The sequence below is a fragment of the Bacillus sp. FDAARGOS_235 genome (genome assembly GCF_002073415.2).
Lineage (GTDB): Bacteria > Bacillota > Bacilli > Bacillales > Bacillaceae_G > Bacillus_A > Bacillus_A toyonensis.
Window position 1 is genome coordinate 3908635 of the sequence record NZ_CP020437.2, and the last position, 25005, is coordinate 3933639.

The window sequence follows — 25005 nt, forward strand, 5'->3', positions numbered from 1 at the left end:
CTTGGAATAGAAGATGAGGAAGAAGTTACGTATCAATCGGCACCAATTACCCAGCAGCCCGCTATGCAACAAACACAAAAAGAAGTGCAAGTAAAACCGCAAAAAGAAGTACAGATAAAACCACAAAAAGAAGTGCAAGTAAAACCACAAAAGGAAATGCAAGTGAAGCCACAAAAAGAAGTACAGGTGAAACCACAAAAAGAAGTGCAAAAAGAACAGCCAATTCAAAAAGAAAAACCAGCTGAAAAACCGTCTGTTATTCAAAAGCCACCTGTTATAGAAAAACAAAAACCAGCGGAAAAAGAAAATACGAAGTTTTCGATAAATGTATTACCACAGCCGCCGCAACCGCCAATAAAAACGAAAAAAGAATATAAAATTTCAGATGTAATTAAAAAAGGAAGCGAGTTAATTGCTCCGCAAATTACGAAAATGAAACCTAACAACGTCATTTCTCCGCAAACGAAAAAGGATAATATAGTATCACCGCAAGTAAAAAAAGAAAATGTAGGAAACATAGTATCGCCGCAAGTAAAGAAAGAAAATGTAGGAAACATAGTATCGCCGCAAGTAAAGAAAGAAAATGTAGGAAACATAGTATCGCCGCAAGTAAAGAAAGAAAATGTAGGGATTATAGTATCGCCGCAAGTGAAAAAAGAAAATGTAGGAAACATAGTGTCGCCGCAAGTAAAGAAAGAAAATGTAGGGAATATAGTATCGCCGCAAGTGAAGAAAGAAAATGTAGGAAGCATAGTATCACCAAATGTATCGAAAGAAAATGTGGTTATCCCACAAGTCATACCGCCAAATATTCAAGTACCAAATATAATGCCAATGCTGGATAACAATCAACCACCAAATATAATGCCAATAATGGATAACAATCAACCACCAAATATAATGCCAATAATGGATAACGATCAACCACCAAACATAATGCCAATAATGGATAACAACCAACCACCAAATATAATGCCAATAATGGATAATAACCAAATGCCGAATATGATGCCGATTATGGATAACAATCAAATGCCGAATATGATGCCGAATATGATGCCGATTATGGATAATAACCAAATGCCGAATATGATGCCGATTATGGATAACAATCAAATGCCGAATATGATGCCGATTATGGATAATAACCAAATGCCGAATATGATGCCGATTATGGATAATAACCAAATGCCGAATATGATGCCGATTATGGATAACAATCAAATGCCGAATATGATGCCGATTATGGATAATAACCAAATGCCGAATATGATGCCGATTATGGATAACAATCAAATGCCGAATATGATGCCGATCATGGATAACAATCAAATGCCAAATATGATGCCGATCATGGATAACAATCAACCACCGAATATGATGCCATATCAAATGCCGTATCAACAGCCGATGATGCCGCCGAATCCATATTATCAACAACAAAACCCATATTACAATATGCCATATCAGCAAGGGGCACCTTTTGGACCACAGTATACGTCTATGCCAAATTCAAATATGATGCCAATGGATAACAATATGCCGCCACTCATACAAGGTGAGGAAGATTGTGGATGCGGAGGAGAGAGTAGGTTATATAGTCCGCAGCCTGGGGGACCACAATACGCTAATCCTTTATATTATCAACCAACGCAGTCTGCATATGCACCACAGCCAGGGACGATGTATTATCAACCAGATCCACCAAATGTATTTGGAGAGCCAGTCGCAGAAGAAGAGGACGAAGAAGAAGTTTAAAAAAAGGTGGGATTATTCCCACCTTTTTTGTATGTAGAATTGTTTTGAAAACGGAAGATTTACATCAAGTGTTAGAAAATTCCCAGTGAAATATTAACAGTGTAAAAACCTTCTCTGTTACTCATCATAAGAGGGAGCTTTTCAGAAGAGAAGTTCATTCTAACAGAGGGGGTTTTTGTATTGAATACGAAAGTAAAAGTGATTGCTGCTTCTTTGTTAGTTACCAGTGCATTAGCTGCATGTGGTACACCAAAAGATAACAATGCGATGGATGGACGTAACTACAATTACGAGCGTACATCTTATAATGATACACATCAGTATCGTGATAATGTAGCGCGTAACGATCGTTATACAGATTATGTAACATATAGAAACGGTCGTAACGATACAGGATATAATAATTATTACCGTGATGTAAATTACAACGGGCAAATTGCTAATCCGCATCCAACTCGTAATATTACAATGAACAATTCATACATTAACAATGATGGTAAAACTGCAGAAAGAATTACAAATCGTGTGAAACGTATGAATAACGTAGACCGCGTGTCTACGGTTGTATATGGAAACGACGTAGCGATTGCAGTAAAACCACGTAACACAGCGACAAATGAAACGGCGATGGCGAACGAAATTCGTCAAGCGGTTTCAAATGAAGTTGGAAACAGAAACGTATATGTTTCTGTAAGAAATGATATGTTTACTCGTGTCGATGCAATGAGTACGCGTCTACGTAACGGTACAGTTACAAATGATTTTAATCGTGACATAGGAAATATGTTCCGAGACATTCGTTACGGTTTAACTGGTACAGTGCGATAGAAAAACAAAAGAGGAAGGGGTTGCCCTTCCTCTTTATTCATCGTTATCTTGTAAACGACGTTTTTTAATAAAATAACTAACGGAATAAGAAATTAAAAAGCATATGAAGAAAATACTACCTGTTAGAAGTGCTTCAAACAGAGGTCTTTCTGGACTGAAAATGATATAAATAATGGCTATAATAGTTCCTACAATAAGAGAGCGTAAAATAATTTTGTAATAAGGAGTTAACTTTATATCCTTTTCGCCTTCTTCTACATCGATAGAAACGCTTAACTGTAAATAACTAAGTACGATACTTGTAAGGATAAATAATAACCATAATGGAGATTTCGTAATTTGATCCATTCCTTCAGTGAATCCGATATAGCCTAAAATGCCAATTATACCAAGTGATTGAAAAAGAAAGGCAATACGTATGTTTTTTAATGTTTTCAGAATGAGACGTTCATCCTTTATTTTTTTCACAATATCCATCTCCTGTTTATTATGATTTCGCTGTTACATTAATCGTAATATATATATATATATTACATTTATCAATTTATAATTTACATAAAGTTCGTTTGGGTGAAAGAGAAAATAAAATATTTGTTATAAAAATGTTGCACTTATACGTTATTAATGTTATATTAGCAAAGCGATGAGCTAATTTACGTAAGACGAGAGATATGCTTAAGTGCTAAACACGCGAATGTGGTCGCCTGGTCTCTCGCCGTAAACGCATCAAGACGCCTGTTTGCAGGCGTCTTTCATTTTATATAAAAACAAATGCTAATGCAGATAAGGATAAAACCTTATCTGCATTTTTTTATTTTTGAGAGAAATGTAATGTGGTTGTTTATATGGATAAAACCTCCACTTTCGGCAAAACTACTAATGAAAGTTTGATTTTGCCTAAAAGAGGTGAACGGAAATGAAATGGATACTGATTGCAGTGCAAGCTTTCGTGATGATGTTTTGTTTAGCCTATGAAACGAGTGTGAGGGCGGAAGGACCAGTACCAGAAGTAACAGAAAAAGAATCTGAAGTTACAATTTTATTAGAGCGTATGTATGTTGATGGAGAAGTAAGTGAAGAAATATTTACAGAAAAAGTAGCGGATTTAGAAAAGTTTTTACAGCAATATAAAGAATGGCAACTCGTTGATCGTGATGATGTACAAATTGTATTGCAAAAGAAAGTGGACGATATTTCTCCGTTATTGAAGACGAGCGGCTATTTTGGTGTTTCAGAGGAAGGGATATTACAAATTTTCAAGGGTGTACCAAAAAGTGATAATGCGATTCATTCTTTCTTTCAAATTGATATGAAAAAACTTGAGAGTTATGAGCGTGCGAAATTGAAACGTGGTATTCGTATAAAATCAAAAGAAAGTTTTGTGAAGACGATTGAAAAAATGAAGCAATATGCAGTGCAAAATAAGAAAAAAAGCAGCTCATGGTGAGCTGCTTTTTCTTACTTGTTTTTAGCTAAAATTTCTTTTGCGATTTCATCAATTAGCATATCTTTTCCGATTGGATTGAATGCTTTCGTATTGAAGATTTCATTCGATACTTCATATACGTGATTGTTTTTTACTGCTTTATTGTCTTTCCAAACAGCACTATTTTTATAGTCTTCGTACACTTTATCAGCCTCGCCGCCGAAGCTTACAATAAACATTTGATCAGGTTGGAATGCAACAAGCCCTTCTAATGATACTTGCGCCATCGTTTGTTTTAAATCTGTACCTTTTGTTGCTGGAAGTTTTAAGTCGTTAAAGATGATGTCACCGTATCCGAAGCTACCGTATACACGGAAGTTTTGTGGTGTAACTGCGACAAACATAAAGTTTTCATCTTTTGTTTTTTCTTTAATTTTTTTAGATAAAGAGTCTGCTTTTTTATCGTAGTCGGCAATCCATTTGTCAGCTTTCTTTTCTTCATCAAATAGTTTACCTACTTCTTTAAACTTACCGCGCCAGTCTTCTAAGTTTGTTTCTAGAACAACAGTCGGTGCAACCTTTTCTAATTGATCATAAATTTTTAATTGACGATTATTTAAAATAATTAAGTCCGGTTTTAAAGCTGTAACAGCTTCTAAATCAACTTTAGGTGCCCAGTACCAGCCAACTGCTTTTACGCCATCTAGCTTGTCTGTTAAGTGATTTTGGATTTTATCTTTATATGTATTTGCTGTACCAACAGGTTTGTGTCCAAGAAGTAATAACTCTTCTGTTGATCCAGATAAGTCAACAATTCTCTTTGGATTTACTGGAATTGTAGCTTCCCCTTTAGCGTGTTTCACAACTTTTGTTTTCGGTTGTTCTTTTGCTTTTGACGCTTCTTTTTGAGAAGAACAGCCAACGATAGAAAGAACGACTAGCATAATAGTTAATAAAATAAATAACTTACGTTTCATCCTGATGTAACCCCTTTAATTAGTATTGATAATCATTATCGACTCCTGTATATTAAGGTGCTTTATCTTTTCTGTCAATGGAAAATAACAGAAGTTTTAAACGGAGAACATTTGTTGGGGTAGTCTCGCTTTTCTATCATTAAATATGTTAAAATGGAATACATGATTTAAGAGGGAGAGATCGTATTTTGTTTGAATATGTTACAGGTTACGTGGAGTATGTAGGACCGGAATATGTCGTAATTGACCATAATGGAATTGGGTACCAAATTTTCACACCAAATCCGTATGTATTTCAAAGAAGTAAGCAAGAAATCCGTGTCTATACATATCATTATGTGAGAGAAGATATTATGGCACTTTACGGGTTTAAAACACGTGAAGAGCGTTTATTATTTACAAAATTGTTAGGTGTGTCTGGCATTGGGCCAAAAGGCGCTCTTGCGATTTTAGCTTCTGGTCAAACAGGACAGGTCGTTCAAGCGATTGAACATGAAGATGAGAAGTTTTTAGTGAAATTCCCGGGCGTCGGAAAGAAAACAGCGCGCCAAATGATTTTAGATTTAAAAGGAAAACTAGCAGATGTTGTACCAGATGCATTTGTTGATTTGTTCTCAGATGTTGAAAGTTTTGATGAGAAGAAAGGTTCCTCAGTTGAACTTGATGAAGCACTGGAAGCACTGCGTGCACTTGGTTATGCAGAACGGGAAGTTTCTCGTGTTGTACCAGAGTTATTAAAAGAATCATTAACGACGGATCAATATATTAAAAAGGCACTTAGTCTTTTACTAAATGGTAAGAGGTGAGTATAATGGACGAACGTCTCCTTTCAGGGGAATCTGGATACGAAGATGCGGATTTAGAGTATTCATTACGGCCACAGACGCTCCGTCAGTATATTGGCCAAGATAAAGCGAAACATAATTTAGAAGTGTTTATTGAAGCGGCGAAAATGCGTGAAGAAACGTTAGATCACGTACTTTTATATGGACCACCTGGACTTGGTAAAACGACGCTTGCGAATATTATTGCCAATGAAATGGGTGTTAACATTCGAACGACGTCAGGTCCCGCAATTGAAAGACCAGGAGATTTAGCAGCGGTATTAACAGCACTTCAGCCTGGAGATGTATTGTTTATTGATGAAATTCATCGTTTGCATAGATCAATTGAAGAAGTACTATATCCTGCGATGGAAGATTTTTGCCTTGATATCGTAATTGGAAAAGGACCGTCAGCACGGTCTGTACGTTTAGATTTACCTCCATTTACATTAGTTGGAGCGACAACACGTGCCGGAGCATTATCAGCGCCGCTCCGTGACCGTTTCGGTGTACTTTCAAGATTAGAGTATTATACAGTGGATCAGCTTTCTGCGATTGTTGAACGTACAGCGGAAGTATTCGAAGTGGAAATTGATTCGTTAGCCGCACTAGAAATTGCAAGACGTGCCCGTGGTACACCTCGTATTGCGAATCGTTTATTACGACGTGTACGTGACTTCGCACAAGTTCGCAGCGACGGAACAATTGCAATGGAAATTACACAAATGGCATTAGAACTACTGCAGGTAGATAAATTAGGACTCGATCATATTGATCATAAATTATTGCTCGGTATAATTGAGAAATTCCGTGGTGGCCCAGTTGGATTAGAGACAGTTTCGGCAACGATTGGAGAAGAATCTCATACAATTGAAGATGTGTATGAGCCGTATTTATTACAAATTGGCTTTTTACAACGAACGCCAAGAGGCCGAATCGTAACGCCACTTGCGTATGAACATTTCGGAATGGAGATGCCAAAAGTATGACGGAGATACCGAAATTGCTTATAACAGCAGGTATCTTACTCATTGTTGTTGGCTTAGCTTGGAAGTTCATTGGAAGGCTTCCAGGCGATATTTTTGTGAAAAAAGGTAACGTTACCTTTTATTTTCCTATCATTACATGTATTGTGTTAAGTATTGCATTATCTTTTATTATGTATATAATAAATCGATTCAAATAAGAAATAGGTGGATACAGTTATGGATATTAATCTGTTTGATTTTCATTTACCAGAAGAACTTATTGCACAAGTCCCGTTAGAGGATCGTGAAACATCAAGATTAATGGTGTTAGACCGTGAAACTGGTGATATTGAGCATAAACATTTTACGGACATTCTTTCTTACTTACATGAGGGGGATTGCTTAGTTTTAAATGAAACGAAAGTTATGCCTGCTCGCTTGCACGGTGTGAAAGAAGATACAGGCGCGCACATTGAAGTGCTTCTTTTGAAACAAGAGGAAGGCGATAAGTGGGAAACGCTTGTTAAGCCAGCGAAACGTGTAAAAGAAGGAACTGTAATTTCTTTTGGTGAAGGGAAATTAAAAGCAACTTGCACAGGGACTGCAGATCAAGGTGGGCGTCAGCTTGAATTTTCATATGACGGCATCTTCTATGAAATTTTAGATGAACTTGGGGAAATGCCACTTCCTCCATATATTAAAGAGACACTGGAAGATCGCGATCGCTATCAAACAGTATATGCGAAAGAAATCGGTTCAGCAGCAGCGCCGACAGCGGGACTTCACTTTACAGAAGAGTTACTTGAGAAGTTAAAGAAAAAAGGCGTTCAGTTAGCATTTATTACACTTCACGTAGGGCTTGGAACATTTAGACCAGTTTCTGCAGATACGATTGAAGAGCATCATATGCACGCAGAATATTACCATATGTCTGAAGAGACAGCGGCATTATTAAATCGTGTGAAAGAGAATGGTGGACGTATTATCACTGTAGGTACGACATCAACTCGTACGTTAGAAACGATTGCGACCGATCATAGTGGTAAGCTTTGCGCAGCTTCTGGTTGGACAGATATTTTTATGTACCCAGGATATAAATTTAAAGCAATTGATGGTTTAATTACAAACTTCCATTTGCCGAAATCAACATTAATTATGCTTGTAAGTGCATTTTCAAATAGAGATAATGTACTTCATGCTTATAATGAAGCAGTAAAAGAAAAATATCGTTTCTTTAGCTTCGGTGACGCAATGTTCGTTGCATCTCACGCTAAAATGAGAAACAAATAAAAGGAGTAAATTATGACAGCAATTCGTTATGAATTTATTAAAACTTGTAAACAAACGGGTGCACGTTTAGGTCGTGTACACACGCCGCACGGTTCATTTGATACACCAACATTCATGCCAGTTGGTACACTTGCAACAGTTAAGACAATGTCACCAGAAGAATTAAAAGCAATGGATTCTGGCATTATTTTAAGTAATACGTATCATTTATGGCTACGTCCAGGTCACGAAATTGTTCGTGAAGCAGGTGGTTTGCATAAATTTATGAACTGGGACCGTGCAATCTTAACGGATTCTGGTGGTTTCCAAGTATTCAGTTTAAGTGACTTCCGCCGTATTGAAGAGGAAGGCGTTCACTTCCGTAACCACTTAAATGGAGATAAATTATTCTTATCACCAGAAAAAGCGATGGAAATCCAAAATGCATTAGGTTCAGATATTATGATGGCATTTGATGAGTGTCCACCGTTCCCAGCTACTTTTGAATATATGAAGAAATCTGTAGAACGTACAAGCCGCTGGGCAGAACGTTGCTTAAAAGCGCATGAACGTCCACAAGATCAAGGTTTATTCGGTATCGTACAGGGCGGAGAGTTTGAAGAGCTTCGTCGCCAAAGTGCAAAAGACCTTGTTTCAATGGACTTCCCTGGTTATGCTATAGGTGGTTTATCTGTTGGTGAACCGAAGGATATTATGAATCGTGTGCTTGAGTTTACAACACCACTTCTTCCAGATGATAAGCCACGTTACTTAATGGGAGTAGGTTCTCCTGACTCGTTAATTGATGGGGCAATTCGCGGCGTTGATATGTTTGACTGCGTACTTCCAACTCGTATCGCTCGAAATGGTACATGTATGACAAGTGAAGGCCGTCTAGTTGTAAAAAATGCGAAATTCGCAAGAGACTTCGGTCCGCTTGATCCTAATTGTGATTGCTACACATGTAAAAATTACTCTCGTGCGTACATTCGTCACTTGATGAAATGTGATGAAACGTTCGGAATTCGTTTAACGTCTTATCACAACCTTCATTTTCTGTTAAACTTAATGGAGCAGGTGAGACAAGCTATTCGTGAAGACCGTCTTGGTGATTTCCGCGAAGAGTTCTTTGAACAGTATGGCTTTAATAAACCGAATGCTAAAAACTTCTAATACATAATTTAAAAGGAGGAACAAAAGATGAATGCAGGTATGATGAATATCGTTATGATCGTTGCGATGTTTGCGATTTTCTATTTCTTATTAATTCGCCCGCAACAAAAGCGTCAAAAAGCAGTTGCTCAAATGCAAAACGAATTAGCAAAAGGTGATGCTATCATAACAATTGGTGGCTTACACGGTACAATCGAATCAGTAGATGAAACGAAAATCGTTGTTAAATCTGGTGGTGCACACTTAACTTTCGATCGCAATGCGATTCGTGAAGTTGTGAAAAACTAATGAGGAAGGCCCTGCATGAAATGTGCAGGGCCTTTTTTTAATTATTTTGCTTTGACATATTTACACCGAAAATACCACCGAGTGTACTCGCGCCCATTAATGCCAATTGGTAAAGTAACTGTGAGTTCGATAAAGTTTGAGAGAAGCCTAAATAGTTAACTAGAAAAACGAGTATGGCGAATGTGAGTCCTGTTGTAAAACCAACTAGCCAACCTTTCCCTTGTGCTTTTTTACCAGCAATAAACCCAGACATAAGCATAGATAAAAGAGCTAGTATCAAAATAGTGACGGTTAATGTACTTTCATTCATGTTCGTAAACTTTAATAATAGAGCCATAACCATGCTAGTAATAGATGCGAGAATTAGTAGGGTAATAATACCGAAACCAATTGCAGTTGATAATTTTTTCGTTCCATCCATTTATGCATTCCCCCTTTTTAATACAAGCATATTTCTCTTTTGCTTAAGTTAGACTATTTTCTTTTCTATAGGGGAATCTATAAGTAAAAAAGGAGATGTAGAAATGGAATGGGTATCGATAATTGGCCGGACGATGCTTTTGTATATTATTATCTTAATTATTTTCCGTCTTATGGGTAAACGTGAAATTGGAGAGCTAAGTGTATTAGATTTAGTCGTATTCATTATGCTTGGTGAAATGGCTGTAGTAGCGATTGAAAATACAGATAAATCACTTTGGCATCAATTAGTTCCGATGACTATCCTTATGTGCATACAAATCATTTTGTCGGTTATTTCTTTGAAGTTTCAACGATTTCGGCATTTAATAGAAGGGGAGCCTGCTATTCTTATAAATGCGGGAAAAATTGATGAAAAAAAGATGAGAAAACAGCGCTATAACATAGATGATTTAATGATGCAATTAAGGGAGCAAGGGGTCGGAGACGTGCGGGATGTGGAATACGCTATTTTGGAACCATCAGGGAAGTTATCCGTTTTTCAAAAACAAAAAAGTAAAAAGAGTAAAAATGATACGCCTATTTTTACTCTGCCATTAATTATTGATGGAGAAATTCAATCTAATCATTTGCAAATGATTGAACATACAGACGAATGGCTCATTGAAAAACTAAAAAACTTAGGTTATAACGATATAACACAAATTTTATACTGTAGTTTTCAAAATGGACAATTTTTTGTTGATTTGAAAGAAAACTAAAAGCTTACCATTTTAAATAGTAAGCCCGGAAAAGTCTCGCTAATGAAAGTTTTACTTTATTTCAAAAATGAAAGTTTACGAATGATAGGGAGGCGACTTAACTCCTCTTTTCGAATTAGTTTAAAGATGAAGAGGAGAACGACATAAACCATTGTTGTTAAAGTGATTTCCCATAATGTTTGTATACCAAGAGAATGAGAGAAAATAATATACTTATGAAGGTAAAAACCGAAGGCACCTGCGATACCGATGGCAAGTCCGCCGAAAATATAGTCTTTTGCGTAAATGGTAAATGTAATCTTTTTTAAAACGGTAGCGTAGTGAAGGAATGTTACTGTTACTATATTTGCTGCAATAGCGAGAGCAACTCCCATCATTTGAAATTCTGGCTTTGAAGCTAGTACAAAAATAACGATTAATTTCACGATGGCGCCAATAAATGTGTTCATCATAGCAGCGCGTGCTAAATTTAAAGCTTGCAATACAGATGTAAGTGGACTTTGAAAATAATGAAATAAAAAGCAAGGTGCAAGTAGCTGAATGAATGCTGTTGCGCTGTCTGATCCGTACATAAGAGTTAAAACAGGGGAAGCGAATACGTATAATATAACGACAGACCACCCACCAGTAATTAATGAAATTCGAAGTGCTTGTTGTAAACGGTGCTCCACTAATTTATGTTGCCTTTTTGCCATTGCTTCACTAATTGAAGGAACGAGCGCTGTAGAAAGAGCGTATGTAATGAAGGCGGGTAGTGATAGGAGCGGGAATGCATAACCGTTTAATATACCGTATTGCTGGGTTGCGACAGAAGCGGCAACTCCGGCAATCGCTAAACTTTGCATAACGACGATAGGTTCAAAAAAATAAGAAACAGAACCGATTAAACGACTTCCTGTAGTTGGAAGGGCGATATCCATAAGAGAATAAAATGTACCTTTGCTCTCCTTTACGGTAGTGAAAAATCTAGAGCGTATAGATAAGTGTTTTTCACGTTGGAATAAAGTGAGTAAGAATAATAAGGATGCAACTTCGCCTAGAACGGCTGATAACATAGCGCCGGCTGCAGCATATTCTACGCCATAAGGTAAAAATATTCGAATACATACAGCGATAATTGTAATGCGGACAACTTGTTCGATCACTTGAGCATAAGCGCTAGGTTTCATATTTTGTTTCCCTTGGAAATAACCGCGTAAAACAGAAGAAACAGCAATAACAGGAACGACAGGTAAAATGGCCATTAATGGATAGTACGTTCTTTCATCGGTTAATAATGTTTTCGCTAAAATAGGTGTGAGGAGCATAATGCCCATTGTTAAAATGATGCTAATAAAGGAAGTGACAGCTAGTGATACGGTTAATATTTTTTTTATTTTTTGTTTATCGTTCACCGCTTCCGCTTCTGCTACAAATTTTGCGATTGCGACAGGAAGACCGATTTGTGTTAATGTAATTGCTAAAATGAATGTAGGAACGGCCATCATATAAAGGCCAACGCCTTCTTCTCCTAGTATACGTGCCATTACAATCCGGTTAATAAATCCAAGAATTTTGGTAATAAAGCCGGCAATCATTAAAATAAATGCGCCTTTTAAAAAGCTTTGTCTCGTCATGGTCTTCTCCTACCTTCTCAAAATCAGTGGAATGATTTACAATAATTTATATGCACGTACGAGACAAGAATGACAAGCATTTAAGAGAGTGAAGTATGATAGTGCTCTTGAAAGTAGTTATTGCTGTCCATTAGAGCGGGAATAAAAGCGACTTTTCGTGCTGAAATTATAAGGAGATGTTACGTATGTTAGAAAAAGAAGATTTGGTAGAATCATACCGCGGACAGTTACAAGTCGTTTTAGTTAGTAAAGTAGAGGAGTTTCAAATGTTCGGTTATGACAGAGTGACAGATGATGACATTTGGAAGTTTCTTAAAGTGAAAAAGTGGAAAAAGATAGACAGTAATGTTAGGTTGTATGAATTAGTGAACGATGTATTAAGAATAACACCTAATGAATATATGACATATTTAACTGTTGAAGCATACCAAGCGCCACTTTGGTCATTTGATGAGTATGAAAATAAATAACTGACTGCAATTGGTTTGTTCTTCCTTTTGCAGTATAATGATAGGTATTGATAAAGAGGAAATAACGATGTCTAAGATTATATGTAAAGGAGGTAGTGAAGAAGAAAAATAAATAATGAAAGTGTAGGTATTGCGTAAGGTTTACCGACACAGCTAGTGATGAACTAGCAAAAAACAAATGTATTTTATAGAAAGGAAGTCTACTAACTAGGTGTATGCACACGTATAGCAGTGAATCGTAAGAGATTTATTGAAAGTGTTAGTAGCAGAAAGAGGGTACATATGGCAAAGCGTGGTACGAGAATTGCCGCCTTTTTCCTCATCGTTTTATTAATCGGTGGCGTAATTGGTGCGGCAGGAAAAGACATAGCAAAAGGAATTAGTCTAGGACTAGACCTTCGCGGTGGTTTTGAAGTTCTGTATGAAGTAAAACCAGCCAAAAAAGGCGATAAAATTGACCGAGAGGCACTTGTAAGTACAGTAGGTGCTCTTGAAAATCGTGTCAATGTTCTCGGTGTAAGTGAGCCGAACATCCAAATTGAAGGAGAAAATCGAATTCGTGTACAGCTTGCTGGTGTACAAGATCAGCAAAAAGCACGTGAAATGTTATCAACACAAGCGAAATTAACATTCCGTGATGTGGATGACAATCTTCTTATGGATGGTACGGATTTAAAAGGCGGCGGAGCGAAGCAAACATTTGATGAGCAAGGCCGTGCGAGCGTAGGTCTTACATTAAAAAGCGCTGAAAAATTCCGTGCAGTAACTGAAAAAATTTCAAAGATGCCACCACCAACGAATTTAATGGTAATATGGCTTGATTTTGAAGAAGGAAAAGATTCGTATAAAGCAGAATCTGCAAAACCGAATCCGAAGTTTTTATCAGCAGCAACAGTAAGCCAAGTGTTTAACCAAGCTGAAGTATCTATCGTAGGTGGAAACTTTACAGTTGAAAGTGCGAAAGAACTTTCATCTTTATTAAATGCAGGTGCACTTCCTGTTGATTTAAAAGAAATGTATTCAACATCTGTTGGAGCGAAATTTGGTCAACAAGCATTAGAGCAAACGATTTTCGCTAGTGCAATCGGTATTGCTATTATCTTCTTATTTATGCTTGTATTCTACCGTTTACCAGGGCTTGTAGCGGTTATTATGTTAGGTTTATACATTTTCGTTACATTACTTGTCTTTAACTGGATGCATGCGGTTCTTACGTTGCCAGGTATTGCGGCATTAGTGCTCGGGGTAGGTATCGCAGTTGATGCGAATATCATTACGTACGAGAGGTTAAAGGAAGAGCTGAAAATTGGTAAGTCAATGATGTCAGCATTTCGTGCTGGTAACCATCGTTCATTAGCGACAATTTTAGATGCGAACATTACAACAATTGCAGCAGCCGGTGTATTATTTGCTTACGGTAATAGTTCTGTAAAAGGTTTCGCAACAAGTTTAATTGTTAGTATTTTAGTCGGTTTCATTACGAACGTATTCGGTACTCGTTTCTTACTAAGTTTACTTGTAAAGAGCCGTTACTTCGATAAAAAACCATCTTATTTTGGTGTTAAGGAAAAGGATATTATTCCATTAACAAAAGGTGTAGTACATCCGCCAACGAGATTTGATCGTATTAACTTCGTAAATATCGGTCATAAATTCTTCTTATTCTCAATTGTAGTCGTAATTGCTGGGGCAATTATATTACCGATTTTCAAAATGAATCTTGGTATTGACTTTGCAAGTGGTACACGTATCGACTTGCAATCAAAACAAGCAGTTACTGTTGCTGATGTTCATAAAGATTTTAAAGAATTGAAAATCGATGTGAAGGAAGAAAATATTGTACCGACTGGAGATGACAATAAAGGTTTCGCAGTTCGTACATTAGGTGTTCTATCAAAAGATGAAATTGCGAAAACGAAAACATTCTTCCACGATAAATACGGTACAGATCCGAATGTAAGTACAGTTTCACCGACAATCGGTAAAGAGATTGCACGAAATGCATTTATTGCAGTATTGATTGCTTCTGCAGTAATCGTTTTATACGTAAGTATTCGTTTCCGTCTTACGTACGCAGTATCTGCAGTAATCGCATTATTACATGATGCCTTCGTTATGATTGTTGTATTTAGTCTTTTCCGAATAGAGGTAGACTTAACGTTTATCGCTGCGGTATTAACCATTATTGGTTACTCTATCAATGACTCAATCGTTACGTTTGATAGAAACCGTGAATTATACAAACAGAAAAAACGAGTTCGTGATTTAAAAGATTTAGAAGAAATCGTAAACTCAAGTATTCGTCAAACAATTGGTCGTTCAATTAATACTGTTTTAACAGTGTTGTTCCCAGTAATTGCACTACTTATTTTCGGTAGTGAATCACTGCGTAACTTCTCGCTTGCGTTATTAATTGGATTAGTTGTAGGTACGTACTCTTCTATTTTCGTTGCTTCTCAAATTTGGTTAATGCTTGAAAACCGTCGTTTGAAAAAGGGCAAAAACAAGAAGAAGGTTGAGAAAGAAGTATCTGAACCACAAGTATAAAAAGGTGATGCCTCATTAGGAGGCATCTCTTTTTTCGTTTGTGGATACAATAAGATAGCAACTTTTTACAGAAGAAAGATGGAAGAAAGTGGTGATGTTATCGTTGTTTTTGATACAATAAATCGGGATAACAAGATAGGTTAAGAAAAGAAGGGATTTTAATTATGGAAAAAGATGAACGTTTTAAACAGGCCGAGTTTGGTGCTATTGTCGGAATCGTTGGTAATATTATATTAGCGATTGTAAAGGCGGTAATTGGTTATATCGGGAACAGTAAAGCACTATTAGCGGATGCTGTGCATTCTGCATCAGATGTAATTGGTTCGCTAGCTGTACTTTTTGGATTGCGAGCAGCAAAGCAACCACCAGATGAAGATCACCCGTACGGTCATGGTAAAGCAGAATCGATTTCAGCGATTATTGTTGCAGTATTATTATTTATTGTGGGCATCGAGATAGCGATTTCGTCTATAAAAGCTTTTTCGCAAGAACTAGAACCACCGAAAGGAATTACGATTTTTGCTGTTATTCTTTCGATTGTCGTGAAAGAAGGAATGTTTCAATATAAATTCCGATTAGGGAAGAGGGTAAATAGTGATGCAATTATTGCAAATGCATATGAGCACCGTTCGGATGTATTTTCTTCAATTGCAGCTTTAATCGGTATTTGTGCAGCTATTATCGGTGGTAAGCTAGGTTTAGATTGGCTTGTATATGCGGATCCGGTTGCGGGGTTATTTGTTTCACTCCTTGTTGCAAAGATGGCGTGGAGTATTGGGGCGGAAGCGATTCATGCAACGCTTGATCATGTACTTCATGAGGAAGATGTTATTCCGCTTAGAGAAGCTGTCCTGCAAGTAAATGGTGTGAAAAAAATCGGTTCTTTATATGCGAGAGAACATGGTCACTATGTTATTGTCGATATTAAAGTTTCTGTAGATCCATACATTACTGTAGAAGAAGGACACCGTATTGGAAAACATGTGAAAGAAATGCTTATGAAACAAGATAATGTACAAAATGTGTTTGTACATATAAATCCGTATTCTCCAAATTAAATATCATTAACATTTTAGTATATAGATATTGCATCGTAGTTTGCATTATATTGTCACCCCTTAATCTGTCTTGTATAATAAACAGGTTAAGGGGTGATTTCGTGTTACAACCGAAGACGCGTTGGAAAGAAAAAGAATATAATGAAGAGCGAGTGAGTGAATTAGCAAAAAAGTTACAACTATCACCACTTGTCATTTCGTTATTCCTCGGTAGAGGATTAGATACAGAAGATAAGATTTTAGATTTTTTAAATACAGAAAATCAAGAATTTCACGATCCGTTTTTATTAGAAGGAATGGATAGAACGGTAGAACGTGTAAATAAGGCGATTCAAAATGGAGAGCAAATATTAATATTTGGTGATTATGATGCGGACGGAGTAAGTAGTACAACGGTTTTATATCTTGCTCTGCAAGAATTAGGTGCAGAGGTAGAATTTTATATTCCAAACCGTTTTACAGAAGGTTATGGACCGAACGAAGAAGCGTTTCGTTGGGCGCATAGTGCAGGGTTCTCACTTATTATTACTGTCGATACTGGTATCGCAGCGGTACATGAAGCGAAGGTAGCGAAGGAACTTGGAATAGATCTTATTATTACGGATCACCATGAGCCACCGCCAGAATTACCAGAAGCACTCGCGATTATTCATCCAAAACTAGATGGCGGTGTGTATCCGTTTCATTATTTAGCCGGTGTAGGTGTTGCGTTTAAAGTTGCACATGCACTATTAGGTCGTGTACCAGAACATTTATTAGAAATTGCAGTAATCGGTACGGTAGCCGATTTAGTATCACTTCATGGCGAAAATAGATTGCTAGTGAAGCGCGGTTTAAAACATATGCGAATGACGAAAAATATTGGTTTAAAGGCATTGTTTAAAGTTGCTAACGTTTCGCAAAGTGAAATTACAGAAGAAAGCATTGGATTCTCAATCGCACCGCGTATTAATGCAGTTGGGCGTTTAGAAGATGCTACGCCGGCTGTACACCTATTATTATCAGATGACCCAGAGGAAGCGAAAGAACTGGCTGAAGAAATTGATGAGCTGAACAAACTTCGAAAAGATATTGTAAAGCAAATTACAGAAGAGGCTATCGCTGAAGTGGAAAATAAATTCCCGCCAGAAGAAAATAAAGTGTTAGTGCTTGCAAAAGAAGGCTGGAATCCAGGTGTAATTGGAATTGTCGCTTCTAAATTAGTTGAACGTTTTTATCGTCCAACAATTGTATTAAGCATTGATCCTGTCAAAGAAACAGCAAAGGGTTCAGCACGTAGTATCGCGGGATTTGATTTGTTTGCAAACTTGTCGGATTGTAGAGAGTTATTACCGCACTTCGGAGGGCATCCGATGGCCGCAGGAATGACGCTACATATGAATGATGTAGATGAGTTACGTCGCCGCTTAAATGCGCAAGCGGATGCAATTTTAACAGAAGCGGATTTTATTCCAATCACAGCAGTTGATACATTTTGTAAAGTGGAAGATGTAACGCTTGCAGCAATTGAGGATATGCAAAAGTTAGCGCCATTTGGTGTTGGAAATCCGAAACCACGTCTTGCAGTGAAAAATGCTGAATTAGAAAGTATTCGTGCAATCGGATCAGATGGTTCACATTTGAAAATGGCACTTCGTGACGGACAGGCAACACTGGATACAATTGGATTCGGATTTGGTGCGTATGCAAAAGAAATTTCTCCAGTTGCTAAGGTATCTGTAATAGGAGAGGCATCCATTAATGAATGGAATAATTTTAAGAAGCCACAATTAATGGTACAAGATATTGCTGTAGAGGCATGGCAATTATTTGATTGGCGTAGTATGCGTAATGTGGAAGCAAATTTAGCAGAACTTCCGAAAGAAAAAATAACAATGGTGTATTTTTCTGAAGAGGTATTGAATAAGTTTTCTTTAGAAGACTATAAAGAACATCTTGTGCATGCATCAGAGGTAACTCATTTAGATGATCAATACATCGTGTTACTCGATTTGCCAAAAGGAACAGATGAATTGCGTGATTTATTTAAAGTAGGATTCCCATCTAGAATCTATACGTTATTTTATCAAGAGAACAATCATCTATTTAGTACAGTCCCAACGAGGGAACATTTTAAATGGTACTATTCTTTCTTAAACCAAAAATCACCATTTTCTTTAAGACAATATGGGGAACAACTATGTCGCCATAAAGGTTGGTCAAAAGATACAGTAAATTTCATGACACAGGTGTTTTTTGAGTTAGAATTTGTTACAATAAAAGACGGTGTCATTTTTATGGCCGAACAAAAACAAAAGCGTGATTTAATTGAATCGAACACATATCGTGAGAAAATGAACCACTTACAATTAGAAAAAGAATTGGTTTATAGCACATATCAGCAACTATATACATGGTTTGAAACGATTCGTAATCATAAATAAGTAGAACAGTTAGGGTAAAGGATTTGTATTTACAAACCTTTTATATCTGAGGAGGATTCAGAAATATGGATTTCAAGCAACATATCGCAATTGTACCGGATTATCCGAAAGAAGGTATTGTGTTTAAAGACATTACACCTTTAATGAACGACGGTAAAGCATACAAAGCAGCAACAGATGCAATCGTTGAGTATGCAAAAGAAAGAGATATCGATGTTGTAGTAGGACCAGAAGCTCGTGGTTTTATTATCGGTTGCCCAGTTTCTTATGCATTAGAAGTAGGATTTGCGCCAGTTCGTAAATTAGGAAAATTACCACGTGAAGTAATTACAGTTGACTACGGCAAAGAATATGGTACAGATGTTTTAACAATCCATAAAGATGCAATTAAACCAGGTCAACGCGTATTAATTACTGATGATCTATTAGCTACAGGTGGAACAATTGAAGCAACAATTAAGCTAGTTGAAGAACTTGGCGGAGTTGTAGCAGGGATTGCATTCTTAGTAGAGCTTACTTACTTAGATGGTCGTAAAATGTTAGATGGTTACGATGTATTAGTATTAGAAAAATACTAATCACTATATAGGTAAAACTACGGTGATAAAAAGTACCCGTGAATCTCTTGGAGAGGAGCGGGTACTTTTGTATAATTGAGCAAAAAAATAAGGTGAAATGTCAGTAAAATCTTTTCCTTTTCACAATTCACAATCATTGGGTTATAATGATAGAATATAATTTATTCTATTTAATAAATACAAAGTCAATTTTCAATAAAAGGTGATTCGATGGCAAATGAGCAAGTACTAACAGCTGAACAGGTACTCGAGAAAGCAAGTCAATATTTAGCGGTTGAAGATATTGAGCTAGTGGCACGTGCTTATGAATATGCACGCGATGCACATAGCGAACAATATAGAAAATCGGGTGAACCATATATTATTCACCCAATTCAAGTTGCAGGTATTTTAGTTGATTTACACATGGATCCAGCTACAGTATCGGCAGGTTTCTTACATGATGTAGTGGAAGATACAGAGATTACATTAGAAGATATTGAGCGAGAATTTAATAAAGAAATCGCTATGCTTGTCGATGGTGTTACAAAGCTCGGAAAGATTAAATATAAATCTCATGAGCAGCAACAAGCAGAAAACCATCGCAAAATGTTTATCGCAATGGCTCAAGATATTCGAGTTATTTTAATTAAACTAGCTGATCGTCTTCATAACATGCGTACATTGAAACATTTGCCTCAAGAGAAGCAGCGTCGCATTGCGAATGAAACGTTAGAAATCTTTGCACCTTTAGCACATAGACTCGGAATTAGTACTATTAAATGGGAGTTAGAGGATACGTCACTTCGCTATTTAAATCCGCAACAATATTATCGTATTGTAAATTTAATGAAGCGTAAACGTGCAGAGCGTGAAGAATATTTAGATGAAGTAATGACTGGTATTCGTGAGAAATTAAAAGAAGTTTCCATTCAACCTGAGATTTCTGGAAGACCAAAACATATTTACAGTATTTATCGTAAAATGGCATTGCAAAATAAACAGTTTAATGAAATTTACGATTTACTAGCTGTACGTGTCGTTGTAAATAGTATTAAAGATTGTTACGCGGTGCTTGGAATTATTCATACTTGCTGGAAGCCAATGCCAGGTCGTTTCAAAGATTATATTGCAATGCCGAAAGCAAATCTATATCAATCTCTTCATACGACGGTAATTGGACCGAAAGGTGATCCGCTAGAAGTGCAAATTCGTACGAAAGAAATGCACGAAATTGCAGAATTCGGTATCGCGGCACATTGGGCGTATAAAGAAGGAAAGACCGCAGAAACAACAGGTACATTAGAGAAGAAACTAACTTGGTTCCGTCAAATATTAGAATGGCAAAATGAAGCTTCTAATGCAGAAGAGTTTATGGAGTCATTAAAAATTGATTTATTCTCTGACATGGTATTCGTCTTCACACCGAAAGGCGATGTAATGGAATTACCACTTGGATCTGTTCCAATTGACTTTTCTTATCGTGTCCATTCAGAAATCGGGAATAAAACAATTGGTGCAAAAGTAAATGGGAAAATGGTGACCCTTGATTATAAATTAAAAACGGGTGACATCATTGAAATTTTAACATCGAAACATTCGTATGGCCCAAGCCAAGATTGGGTGAAACTTGCTCAAACATCTCATGCGAAAAATAAAATACGTCAATTCTTTAAGAAACAGCGTAGAGACGAAAATATTGAAAAAGGCCGTGAACTTGTTGAAAAAGAAGTACGTGGTCTAGAGTATGAGATGAAAGAAGTGTTAGCTCCTGACAATTTAAAACGTGTTGCCGAGAAGTTTAATTTTGCAAATGAAGAAGATATGTTTGCAGCAGTTGGATATAGCGGAATTACAGCGTCGCAAATTGTTACGCGACTAACGGACAAGTTCCGTAAGCAGCGTGAAGAAGAAGAAATTGTTGAAGTTAAAGAAGTTCGTAAACCGATGAAAATTCGAAAATGGGATTCTGGTGTAAAGGTAAGTGGTGCTGACAATTTATTAATTCGTTTGTCAAAATGCTGTAACCCAGTTCCAGGTGATGATATCGTTGGGTATATTACGAAAGGTCGGGGCGTATCGATTCACCGTCGTGATTGTGTAAATATTCATACAGAAGAAGCTGTAGAGCGCTTATTAGAAGTAGAGTGGGAAGGTAGCCCTGAAAAAGAAATTGAATACAACGTTGATATCGAAATTTCAGGCTATGATCGCCGTGGTTTATTAAATGAAGTATTGCAAGCTGTTACAGAGACGAAAACATACATTTCAGCTGTTTCTGGTAGAAGTGATCGTAATAAGATGGCAACAATTAATATGTCGATCTCGATTCGTAACTTACAACACTTGAAAAAAGTAGTAGAACGCATTAAACGTGTTCCTGAAATTTATGCAGTACGACGCATGATGCATTAATAGGGAGTGTAGAAAAGATGAGAGTTGTTTTACAACGATCAAAAGAGGCGTCTGTCACAGTAGATGGTGAGATTGTAGGACAAATTCCATTCGGTTTAACATTACTAGTTGGCATTACGCATGAAGATACTGAAAAAGATGCAACGTACATTGCGGAAAAAATCGCGAACTTACGCATCTTTGAAGATGAGAGCGGAAAGATGAACCATTCTGTACTCGATGTAGAAGGACAAGTTCTATCAATTTCGCAATTCACATTATATGGCGATTGCCGCAAGGGAAGACGTCCAAACTTTATGGATGCTGCGAAACCTGACTATGCAGAGCATTTATACGATTTCTTTAATGAAGAAGTTCGTAAACAAGGATTGCATGTAGAAACAGGGAAGTTCGGTGCAATGATGGACGTTTCTTTAATCAATGATGGTCCGGTGACCTTAATTGTAGAAAGTAAATAGTATGGCCTAAGAAGAGAGGATTATATAATCCTCTCTTTTTTATACTTTGTTGTATGTTTTGTTCATTTATCCCGCTATTTGTGGGCAGTAAGAACCCCACCTCAAAATTCAGCGGAAGCAAAGAAGTTAGGGGGCGGGCTGCCCGTAAAAGCCCGATTGGTGAGGGCTGATAATCAGTGGGGGATGAACAAAACCCCCACTGATTAAAGTTTCACTTTATCATAGGATTAATTCGAAGGGGAATAAAAGGAAAAGAAGGTGTAGCATGCTTCAAGAATTCAATATAACTTTACGTTTTATGCTAGAGTTATGTGTTCTTGGGATTGTTGGATACTGGGGATTTCGGGTAGGAACAATAACGGCTATAAAAATTACACTTGCTATTATTTTTTCGATTGTTGTTGCAGTCATTTGGGAGCTATTTGGAGCTCCGCATGCAGAATGAGAAGTACAAGGTATATTGCATGTATTGTTAGAGATTATCATGTTTGAAGCGGATGTTGCAGCGTTGTATCATTTGAAGCATCCTATGCTGGCGAGTGGATTGGTAACTATTATTGTTATAAATCGAATGCTGATGTTGATTTGGAATCAATAGCTTGGGTTATCCATTATATAGTATAATGTAAAAAATGGTAAAAACATTCGGATGTATGTGTGAAAAGGGGAGATAGTATATGAATTGGTCAATCTTTAAAGATTTGAAATTTTCATTGCGATTTAGCTTAGCTATTTTTTTACATGCATTAGGAGTTACTTTCGCAGTGCTAAGTTACAGTACTTGGGCAGTATTTGTAATAGCAGCAATGGTTGTAACAACCTTTATGATTCAAAGAGCGGATTATTTATATAAAAGTGGTATGGAATAACGTTATTCGTTTATACGTATAACTACCTCATCAATATGGAACAATAAAAAGTAAAACATCCATATTGAATGTGAGGGATATACGTATGCGTATGAATGAAAAAGGGCATTCTGTTACAAACGGTGCAAATCAACTGTTTAACGTGAATTTTCATGATTTTATTTCAAAAGAACAAAACAATACTTCGATGGAGCTTGCTTCTGAGTTTGGAATTTCTCTTCAAGATGTAAAGCGTCTTAAGAAGCAGATTGAACGCTCTTAGAACACTTGACAATCGTACTCAACAAACGTATAGTAATTTTATATTTACATATGAATATAACCGTTGATAGAGAAGAGTAAATGAGATACACATGGAAAGAGAGGAGATGTCTTAGGCTGAAAACATTTCTACATGATGACTGATTGAATGACACTCTAGAGGTTTCAACTTGAACGGCATATATGCTTAGTAGGGATGAACGCACATTTAAGCGTTATTAAAAAAGTGGAAGCATACGTGCTTCAATTAGGGTGGCACCACGGGTATAATACTCTCGTCCCTACTGTTCAAACAGTAGAGGCGGGAGTTTTTTTATTTTTATTAAGATTAAAACAATTTGAGGAGGAACTGAATATGTCTATTCAAATCCCACGCGGAACGCAAGATATTCTTCCAGGCACTGTTGAGTTATGGCAGTATATCGAAGGGCAAGCACGCGAAATTTGCCGTCGTTACAATTATAAAGAAATTCGCACACCAATTTTTGAACACACTGAGTTATTTTTACGTGGTGTTGGTGATACGACAGATATCGTACAAAAAGAAATGTATTCATTCCAAGATCGTGGTGAGCGCAGTTTAACATTACGTCCAGAAGGTACTGCACCTGTTGTACGTTCTTACGTTGAAAACAAAATGTTCGGTGACGCAACGCAACCAACAAAGTTATACTATATCGGTCAAATGTTCCGTTACGAAAGACCACAAGCAGGTCGCTATCGTCAATTCGTACAATTCGGTATTGAAGCAATCGGTAGTAACGACCCTGCAATTGATGCAGAAGTAATTGCACTTGCTGTAGAGTTTTACCGCGGCATGGGCTTAAAAAATATTAAAGTTGTATTAAACAGCTTAGGTGATGCAGCGAGCCGTCAAGCGCACCGCGATGCATTAATCGCTCATTTTGAGCCACGCATCGGCGAGTTCTGCTCTGATTGCCAATCTCGCTTAGAAAAGAATCCACTTCGTATTTTAGACTGTAAGAAGGACCGTAACCATGAATTAATGGGTACAGCACCATCTATTACAGAATACTTAAACGAAGATTCAGCAGTATACTACGATAAAGTTCAAGAACTATTAACTATGATGGATGTTCCATTTGAAAAAGATCCTAACTTAGTGCGTGGTTTAGACTACTATCAACACACTGTTTTTGAAATTATGAGTGAGGCAGAAGGTTTCGGTGCTATCACTACATTAAGCGGTGGTGGCCGTTATAATGGACTTGTACAAGAAATCGGTGGACCAGAAATGCCAGGTATCGGTTTTGCGATGAGTATTGAACGTCTAATTATGGCGCTAAAAGCTGAGAACATTGAGTTACCAATTGAACATAGTATTGATTGTTACGTTGTAGCTCTTGGTGAAAAAGCGAAAGACCATGCTGCGAAAGTTGCGTTTGATCTTCGTAAAGCTGGATTATCAGTCGAAAAAGATTATTTAGATCGCAAAATGAAAGCACAATTTAAATCAGCAGATCGTTTAAATGCGAAATTTGTAGCTGTATTAGGGGAAGATGAGCTAGATAAAGGCATCATTAACTTAAAAGATATGGCAACAGGCGGACAAGAAGAAGTAGCATTAGATGTATTTGCTTCATACGTAGCAGAGAAATTAATATAGGGGGAACTTACA

Annotated in this window: 23 protein-coding genes, 1 pseudogene and 1 other annotated feature; of the genes and pseudogenes, 20 read left to right on the top strand and 4 right to left on the bottom strand. The window is 37.0% G+C overall.

Features of this window, described 5'->3' with window-relative positions; translation table 11 throughout:
* Positions 1-1938 precede the first annotated feature (1938 nt).
* Positions 1939-2586 carry a YhcN/YlaJ family sporulation lipoprotein gene (locus A6J74_RS22335; protein WP_001093525.1) on the top strand — a complete coding sequence of 216 codons (648 nt, stop codon included), beginning with the start codon at positions 1939-1941 and terminating at the stop codon, positions 2584-2586.
* Positions 2587-2619: 33 nt separating this feature from the next.
* Here A6J74_RS22335 and A6J74_RS22340 read toward each other — a convergent pair whose 3' ends face one another.
* Positions 2620-3063 (bottom strand): hypothetical protein, encoded by a 444-nt coding sequence (locus tag A6J74_RS22340; protein WP_002039655.1) that lies wholly within the window; start codon positions 3061-3063, stop codon positions 2620-2622.
* 439 nt (positions 3064-3502) lie between these two features.
* Between A6J74_RS22340 and A6J74_RS22345 the strand changes: the two genes are divergently transcribed.
* Positions 3503-4033, top strand: coding sequence for a BofC C-terminal domain-containing protein (locus A6J74_RS22345; protein ID WP_000871206.1), 531 nt, complete (start codon positions 3503-3505; stop codon positions 4031-4033).
* An 11-nt stretch (positions 4034-4044) separates the two neighbouring features.
* On the opposite strand, the gene A6J74_RS22350 is transcribed toward A6J74_RS22345, so the two are convergent.
* Entirely contained in the window at positions 4045-4989 is a 945-nt protein-coding gene (locus tag A6J74_RS22350; protein WP_000823618.1) for an iron-hydroxamate ABC transporter substrate-binding protein, read from the bottom strand.
* A gap of 188 nt (positions 4990-5177) precedes the next feature.
* On the opposite strand from A6J74_RS22350, the gene ruvA reads away from it, so the two are divergent.
* The 6 genes from ruvA to yajC are packed head-to-tail and all read left to right on the top strand — an operon-like array spanning position 5178 to position 9511.
* Positions 5178-5795, top strand: coding sequence for a Holliday junction DNA helicase RuvA (gene ruvA / locus A6J74_RS22355; protein ID WP_000464514.1), 618 nt, complete (start codon positions 5178-5180; stop codon positions 5793-5795).
* Positions 5796-5800: 5 nt separating this feature from the next.
* The gene (gene ruvB, locus A6J74_RS22360; RefSeq protein ID WP_000344470.1) at positions 5801-6802 is read left to right on the top strand and encodes a Holliday junction branch migration DNA helicase RuvB; all 1002 of its coding nucleotides are present in this window, start codon (positions 5801-5803) and stop codon (positions 6800-6802) included.
* Positions 6799-6999, top strand: a complete 201-nt coding sequence (locus tag A6J74_RS22365; protein WP_000136158.1) for a DUF2905 domain-containing protein — start codon at positions 6799-6801, stop codon at positions 6997-6999. The genes ruvB and A6J74_RS22365 overlap by 4 nt, the downstream gene beginning before the upstream one ends.
* A 19-nt stretch (positions 7000-7018) precedes the next feature.
* The gene (gene queA, locus A6J74_RS22370) at positions 7019-8071 is read left to right on the top strand and encodes a tRNA preQ1(34) S-adenosylmethionine ribosyltransferase-isomerase QueA (RefSeq protein ID WP_000354013.1); all 1053 of its coding nucleotides are present in this window, start codon (positions 7019-7021) and stop codon (positions 8069-8071) included.
* 12 nt (positions 8072-8083) lie between these two features.
* A complete protein-coding gene (gene tgt / locus A6J74_RS22375) occupies positions 8084-9223 on the top strand; it encodes a tRNA guanosine(34) transglycosylase Tgt (RefSeq protein WP_000125368.1) in 1140 nt (379 codons plus the stop codon).
* Between the two features lie 27 nt (positions 9224-9250).
* Positions 9251-9511: a preprotein translocase subunit YajC gene (yajC, locus tag A6J74_RS22380; protein ID WP_000991114.1), complete on the top strand. Its 261-nt coding sequence runs from the start codon at positions 9251-9253 to the stop codon at positions 9509-9511.
* 37 nt (positions 9512-9548) lie between these two features.
* Here yajC and A6J74_RS22385 read toward each other — a convergent pair whose 3' ends face one another.
* The gene (locus A6J74_RS22385; RefSeq protein ID WP_000349137.1) at positions 9549-9932 is read right to left on the bottom strand and encodes a TIGR04086 family membrane protein; all 384 of its coding nucleotides are present in this window, start codon (positions 9930-9932) and stop codon (positions 9549-9551) included.
* Positions 9933-10035: 103 nt separating this feature from the next.
* On the opposite strand from A6J74_RS22385, the gene A6J74_RS22390 reads away from it, so the two are divergent.
* Positions 10036-10692 (top strand): DUF421 domain-containing protein, encoded by a 657-nt coding sequence (locus tag A6J74_RS22390; RefSeq protein ID WP_000455387.1) that lies wholly within the window; start codon positions 10036-10038, stop codon positions 10690-10692.
* Positions 10693-10748: 56 nt separating this feature from the next.
* Here A6J74_RS22390 and spoVB read toward each other — a convergent pair whose 3' ends face one another.
* Positions 10749-12308 (bottom strand): stage V sporulation protein B, encoded by a 1560-nt coding sequence (spoVB, locus tag A6J74_RS22395; RefSeq protein ID WP_000198279.1) that lies wholly within the window; start codon positions 12306-12308, stop codon positions 10749-10751.
* Positions 12309-12493: 185 nt separating this feature from the next.
* On the opposite strand from spoVB, the gene A6J74_RS22400 reads away from it, so the two are divergent.
* The 11 genes and pseudogenes from A6J74_RS22400 (at position 12494) to hisS (ending at position 24993) form a co-directional block, all read left to right on the top strand.
* Positions 12494-12778: a post-transcriptional regulator gene (locus A6J74_RS22400; protein ID WP_000890217.1), complete on the top strand. Its 285-nt coding sequence runs from the start codon at positions 12494-12496 to the stop codon at positions 12776-12778.
* 282 nt (positions 12779-13060) lie between these two features.
* On the top strand, positions 13061-15325 hold the full coding sequence (gene secDF, locus A6J74_RS22405; RefSeq protein ID WP_001119095.1) for a protein translocase subunit SecDF: 2265 nt from the start codon (positions 13061-13063) through the stop codon (positions 15323-15325).
* 164 nt (positions 15326-15489) lie between these two features.
* Positions 15490-16383, top strand: coding sequence for a cation diffusion facilitator family transporter (locus A6J74_RS22410; RefSeq protein WP_000409731.1), 894 nt, complete (start codon positions 15490-15492; stop codon positions 16381-16383).
* A 101-nt stretch (positions 16384-16484) separates the two neighbouring features.
* A complete protein-coding gene (gene recJ, locus A6J74_RS22415) occupies positions 16485-18806 on the top strand; it encodes a single-stranded-DNA-specific exonuclease RecJ (protein ID WP_000941246.1) in 2322 nt (773 codons plus the stop codon).
* Between the two features lie 65 nt (positions 18807-18871).
* Complete coding sequence (locus A6J74_RS22420) at positions 18872-19384, top strand: adenine phosphoribosyltransferase (RefSeq protein ID WP_000346217.1); 513 nt, start codon at positions 18872-18874, stop codon at positions 19382-19384.
* A gap of 210 nt (positions 19385-19594) precedes the next feature.
* Entirely contained in the window at positions 19595-21778 is a 2184-nt protein-coding gene (gene relA / locus A6J74_RS22425) for a GTP diphosphokinase (RefSeq protein ID WP_001262805.1), read from the top strand.
* A gap of 17 nt (positions 21779-21795) precedes the next feature.
* Positions 21796-22236 (top strand): D-tyrosyl-tRNA(Tyr) deacylase, encoded by a 441-nt coding sequence (locus A6J74_RS22430; RefSeq protein ID WP_001266954.1) that lies wholly within the window; start codon positions 21796-21798, stop codon positions 22234-22236.
* A gap of 265 nt (positions 22237-22501) precedes the next feature.
* Positions 22502-22834 (top strand): annotated as a pseudogene (locus A6J74_RS22435) (YrdB family protein).
* Between the two features lie 79 nt (positions 22835-22913).
* A complete protein-coding gene (locus A6J74_RS22440) occupies positions 22914-23105 on the top strand; it encodes a hypothetical protein (RefSeq protein ID WP_001104578.1) in 192 nt (63 codons plus the stop codon).
* A gap of 85 nt (positions 23106-23190) precedes the next feature.
* Positions 23191-23367: a hypothetical protein gene (locus A6J74_RS30090; protein WP_001242605.1), complete on the top strand. Its 177-nt coding sequence runs from the start codon at positions 23191-23193 to the stop codon at positions 23365-23367.
* A 54-nt stretch (positions 23368-23421) separates the two neighbouring features.
* Positions 23422-23652 (top strand) — a binding site (T-box leader).
* A gap of 69 nt (positions 23653-23721) precedes the next feature.
* Complete coding sequence (gene hisS / locus A6J74_RS22450; protein ID WP_033657340.1) at positions 23722-24993, top strand: histidine--tRNA ligase; 1272 nt, start codon at positions 23722-23724, stop codon at positions 24991-24993.
* Positions 24994-25005 lie beyond the last annotated feature (12 nt).

Coding starts and splice junctions, on each gene's coding strand:
- A6J74_RS22340 (WP_002039655.1), bottom strand. CDS start 3,063: ATGGATATTGTGAAAAAAATAAAGGATGAACGTCTCATTCTGAAAACA.
- A6J74_RS22365 (WP_000136158.1), top strand. CDS start 6,799: ATGACGGAGATACCGAAATTGCTTATAACAGCAGGTATCTTACTCATT.
- yajC (WP_000991114.1), top strand. CDS start 9,251: ATGAATGCAGGTATGATGAATATCGTTATGATCGTTGCGATGTTTGCG.
- A6J74_RS22410 (WP_000409731.1), top strand. CDS start 15,490: ATGGAAAAAGATGAACGTTTTAAACAGGCCGAGTTTGGTGCTATTGTC.
- A6J74_RS22400 (WP_000890217.1), top strand. CDS start 12,494: ATGTTAGAAAAAGAAGATTTGGTAGAATCATACCGCGGACAGTTACAA.
- A6J74_RS22430 (WP_001266954.1), top strand. CDS start 21,796: ATGAGAGTTGTTTTACAACGATCAAAAGAGGCGTCTGTCACAGTAGAT.
- ruvB (WP_000344470.1), top strand. CDS start 5,801: ATGGACGAACGTCTCCTTTCAGGGGAATCTGGATACGAAGATGCGGAT.
- secDF (WP_001119095.1), top strand. CDS start 13,061: ATGGCAAAGCGTGGTACGAGAATTGCCGCCTTTTTCCTCATCGTTTTA.
- A6J74_RS30090 (WP_001242605.1), top strand. CDS start 23,191: ATGCGTATGAATGAAAAAGGGCATTCTGTTACAAACGGTGCAAATCAA.
- tgt (WP_000125368.1), top strand. CDS start 8,084: ATGACAGCAATTCGTTATGAATTTATTAAAACTTGTAAACAAACGGGT.
- A6J74_RS22385 (WP_000349137.1), bottom strand. CDS start 9,932: ATGGATGGAACGAAAAAATTATCAACTGCAATTGGTTTCGGTATTATT.
- queA (WP_000354013.1), top strand. CDS start 7,019: ATGGATATTAATCTGTTTGATTTTCATTTACCAGAAGAACTTATTGCA.
- A6J74_RS22390 (WP_000455387.1), top strand. CDS start 10,036: ATGGAATGGGTATCGATAATTGGCCGGACGATGCTTTTGTATATTATT.
- A6J74_RS22350 (WP_000823618.1), bottom strand. CDS start 4,989: ATGAAACGTAAGTTATTTATTTTATTAACTATTATGCTAGTCGTTCTT.
- spoVB (WP_000198279.1), bottom strand. CDS start 12,308: ATGACGAGACAAAGCTTTTTAAAAGGCGCATTTATTTTAATGATTGCC.
- relA (WP_001262805.1), top strand. CDS start 19,595: ATGGCAAATGAGCAAGTACTAACAGCTGAACAGGTACTCGAGAAAGCA.
- A6J74_RS22420 (WP_000346217.1), top strand. CDS start 18,872: ATGGATTTCAAGCAACATATCGCAATTGTACCGGATTATCCGAAAGAA.
- A6J74_RS22440 (WP_001104578.1), top strand. CDS start 22,914: ATGAATTGGTCAATCTTTAAAGATTTGAAATTTTCATTGCGATTTAGC.
- hisS (WP_033657340.1), top strand. CDS start 23,722: ATGTCTATTCAAATCCCACGCGGAACGCAAGATATTCTTCCAGGCACT.
- A6J74_RS22345 (WP_000871206.1), top strand. CDS start 3,503: ATGAAATGGATACTGATTGCAGTGCAAGCTTTCGTGATGATGTTTTGT.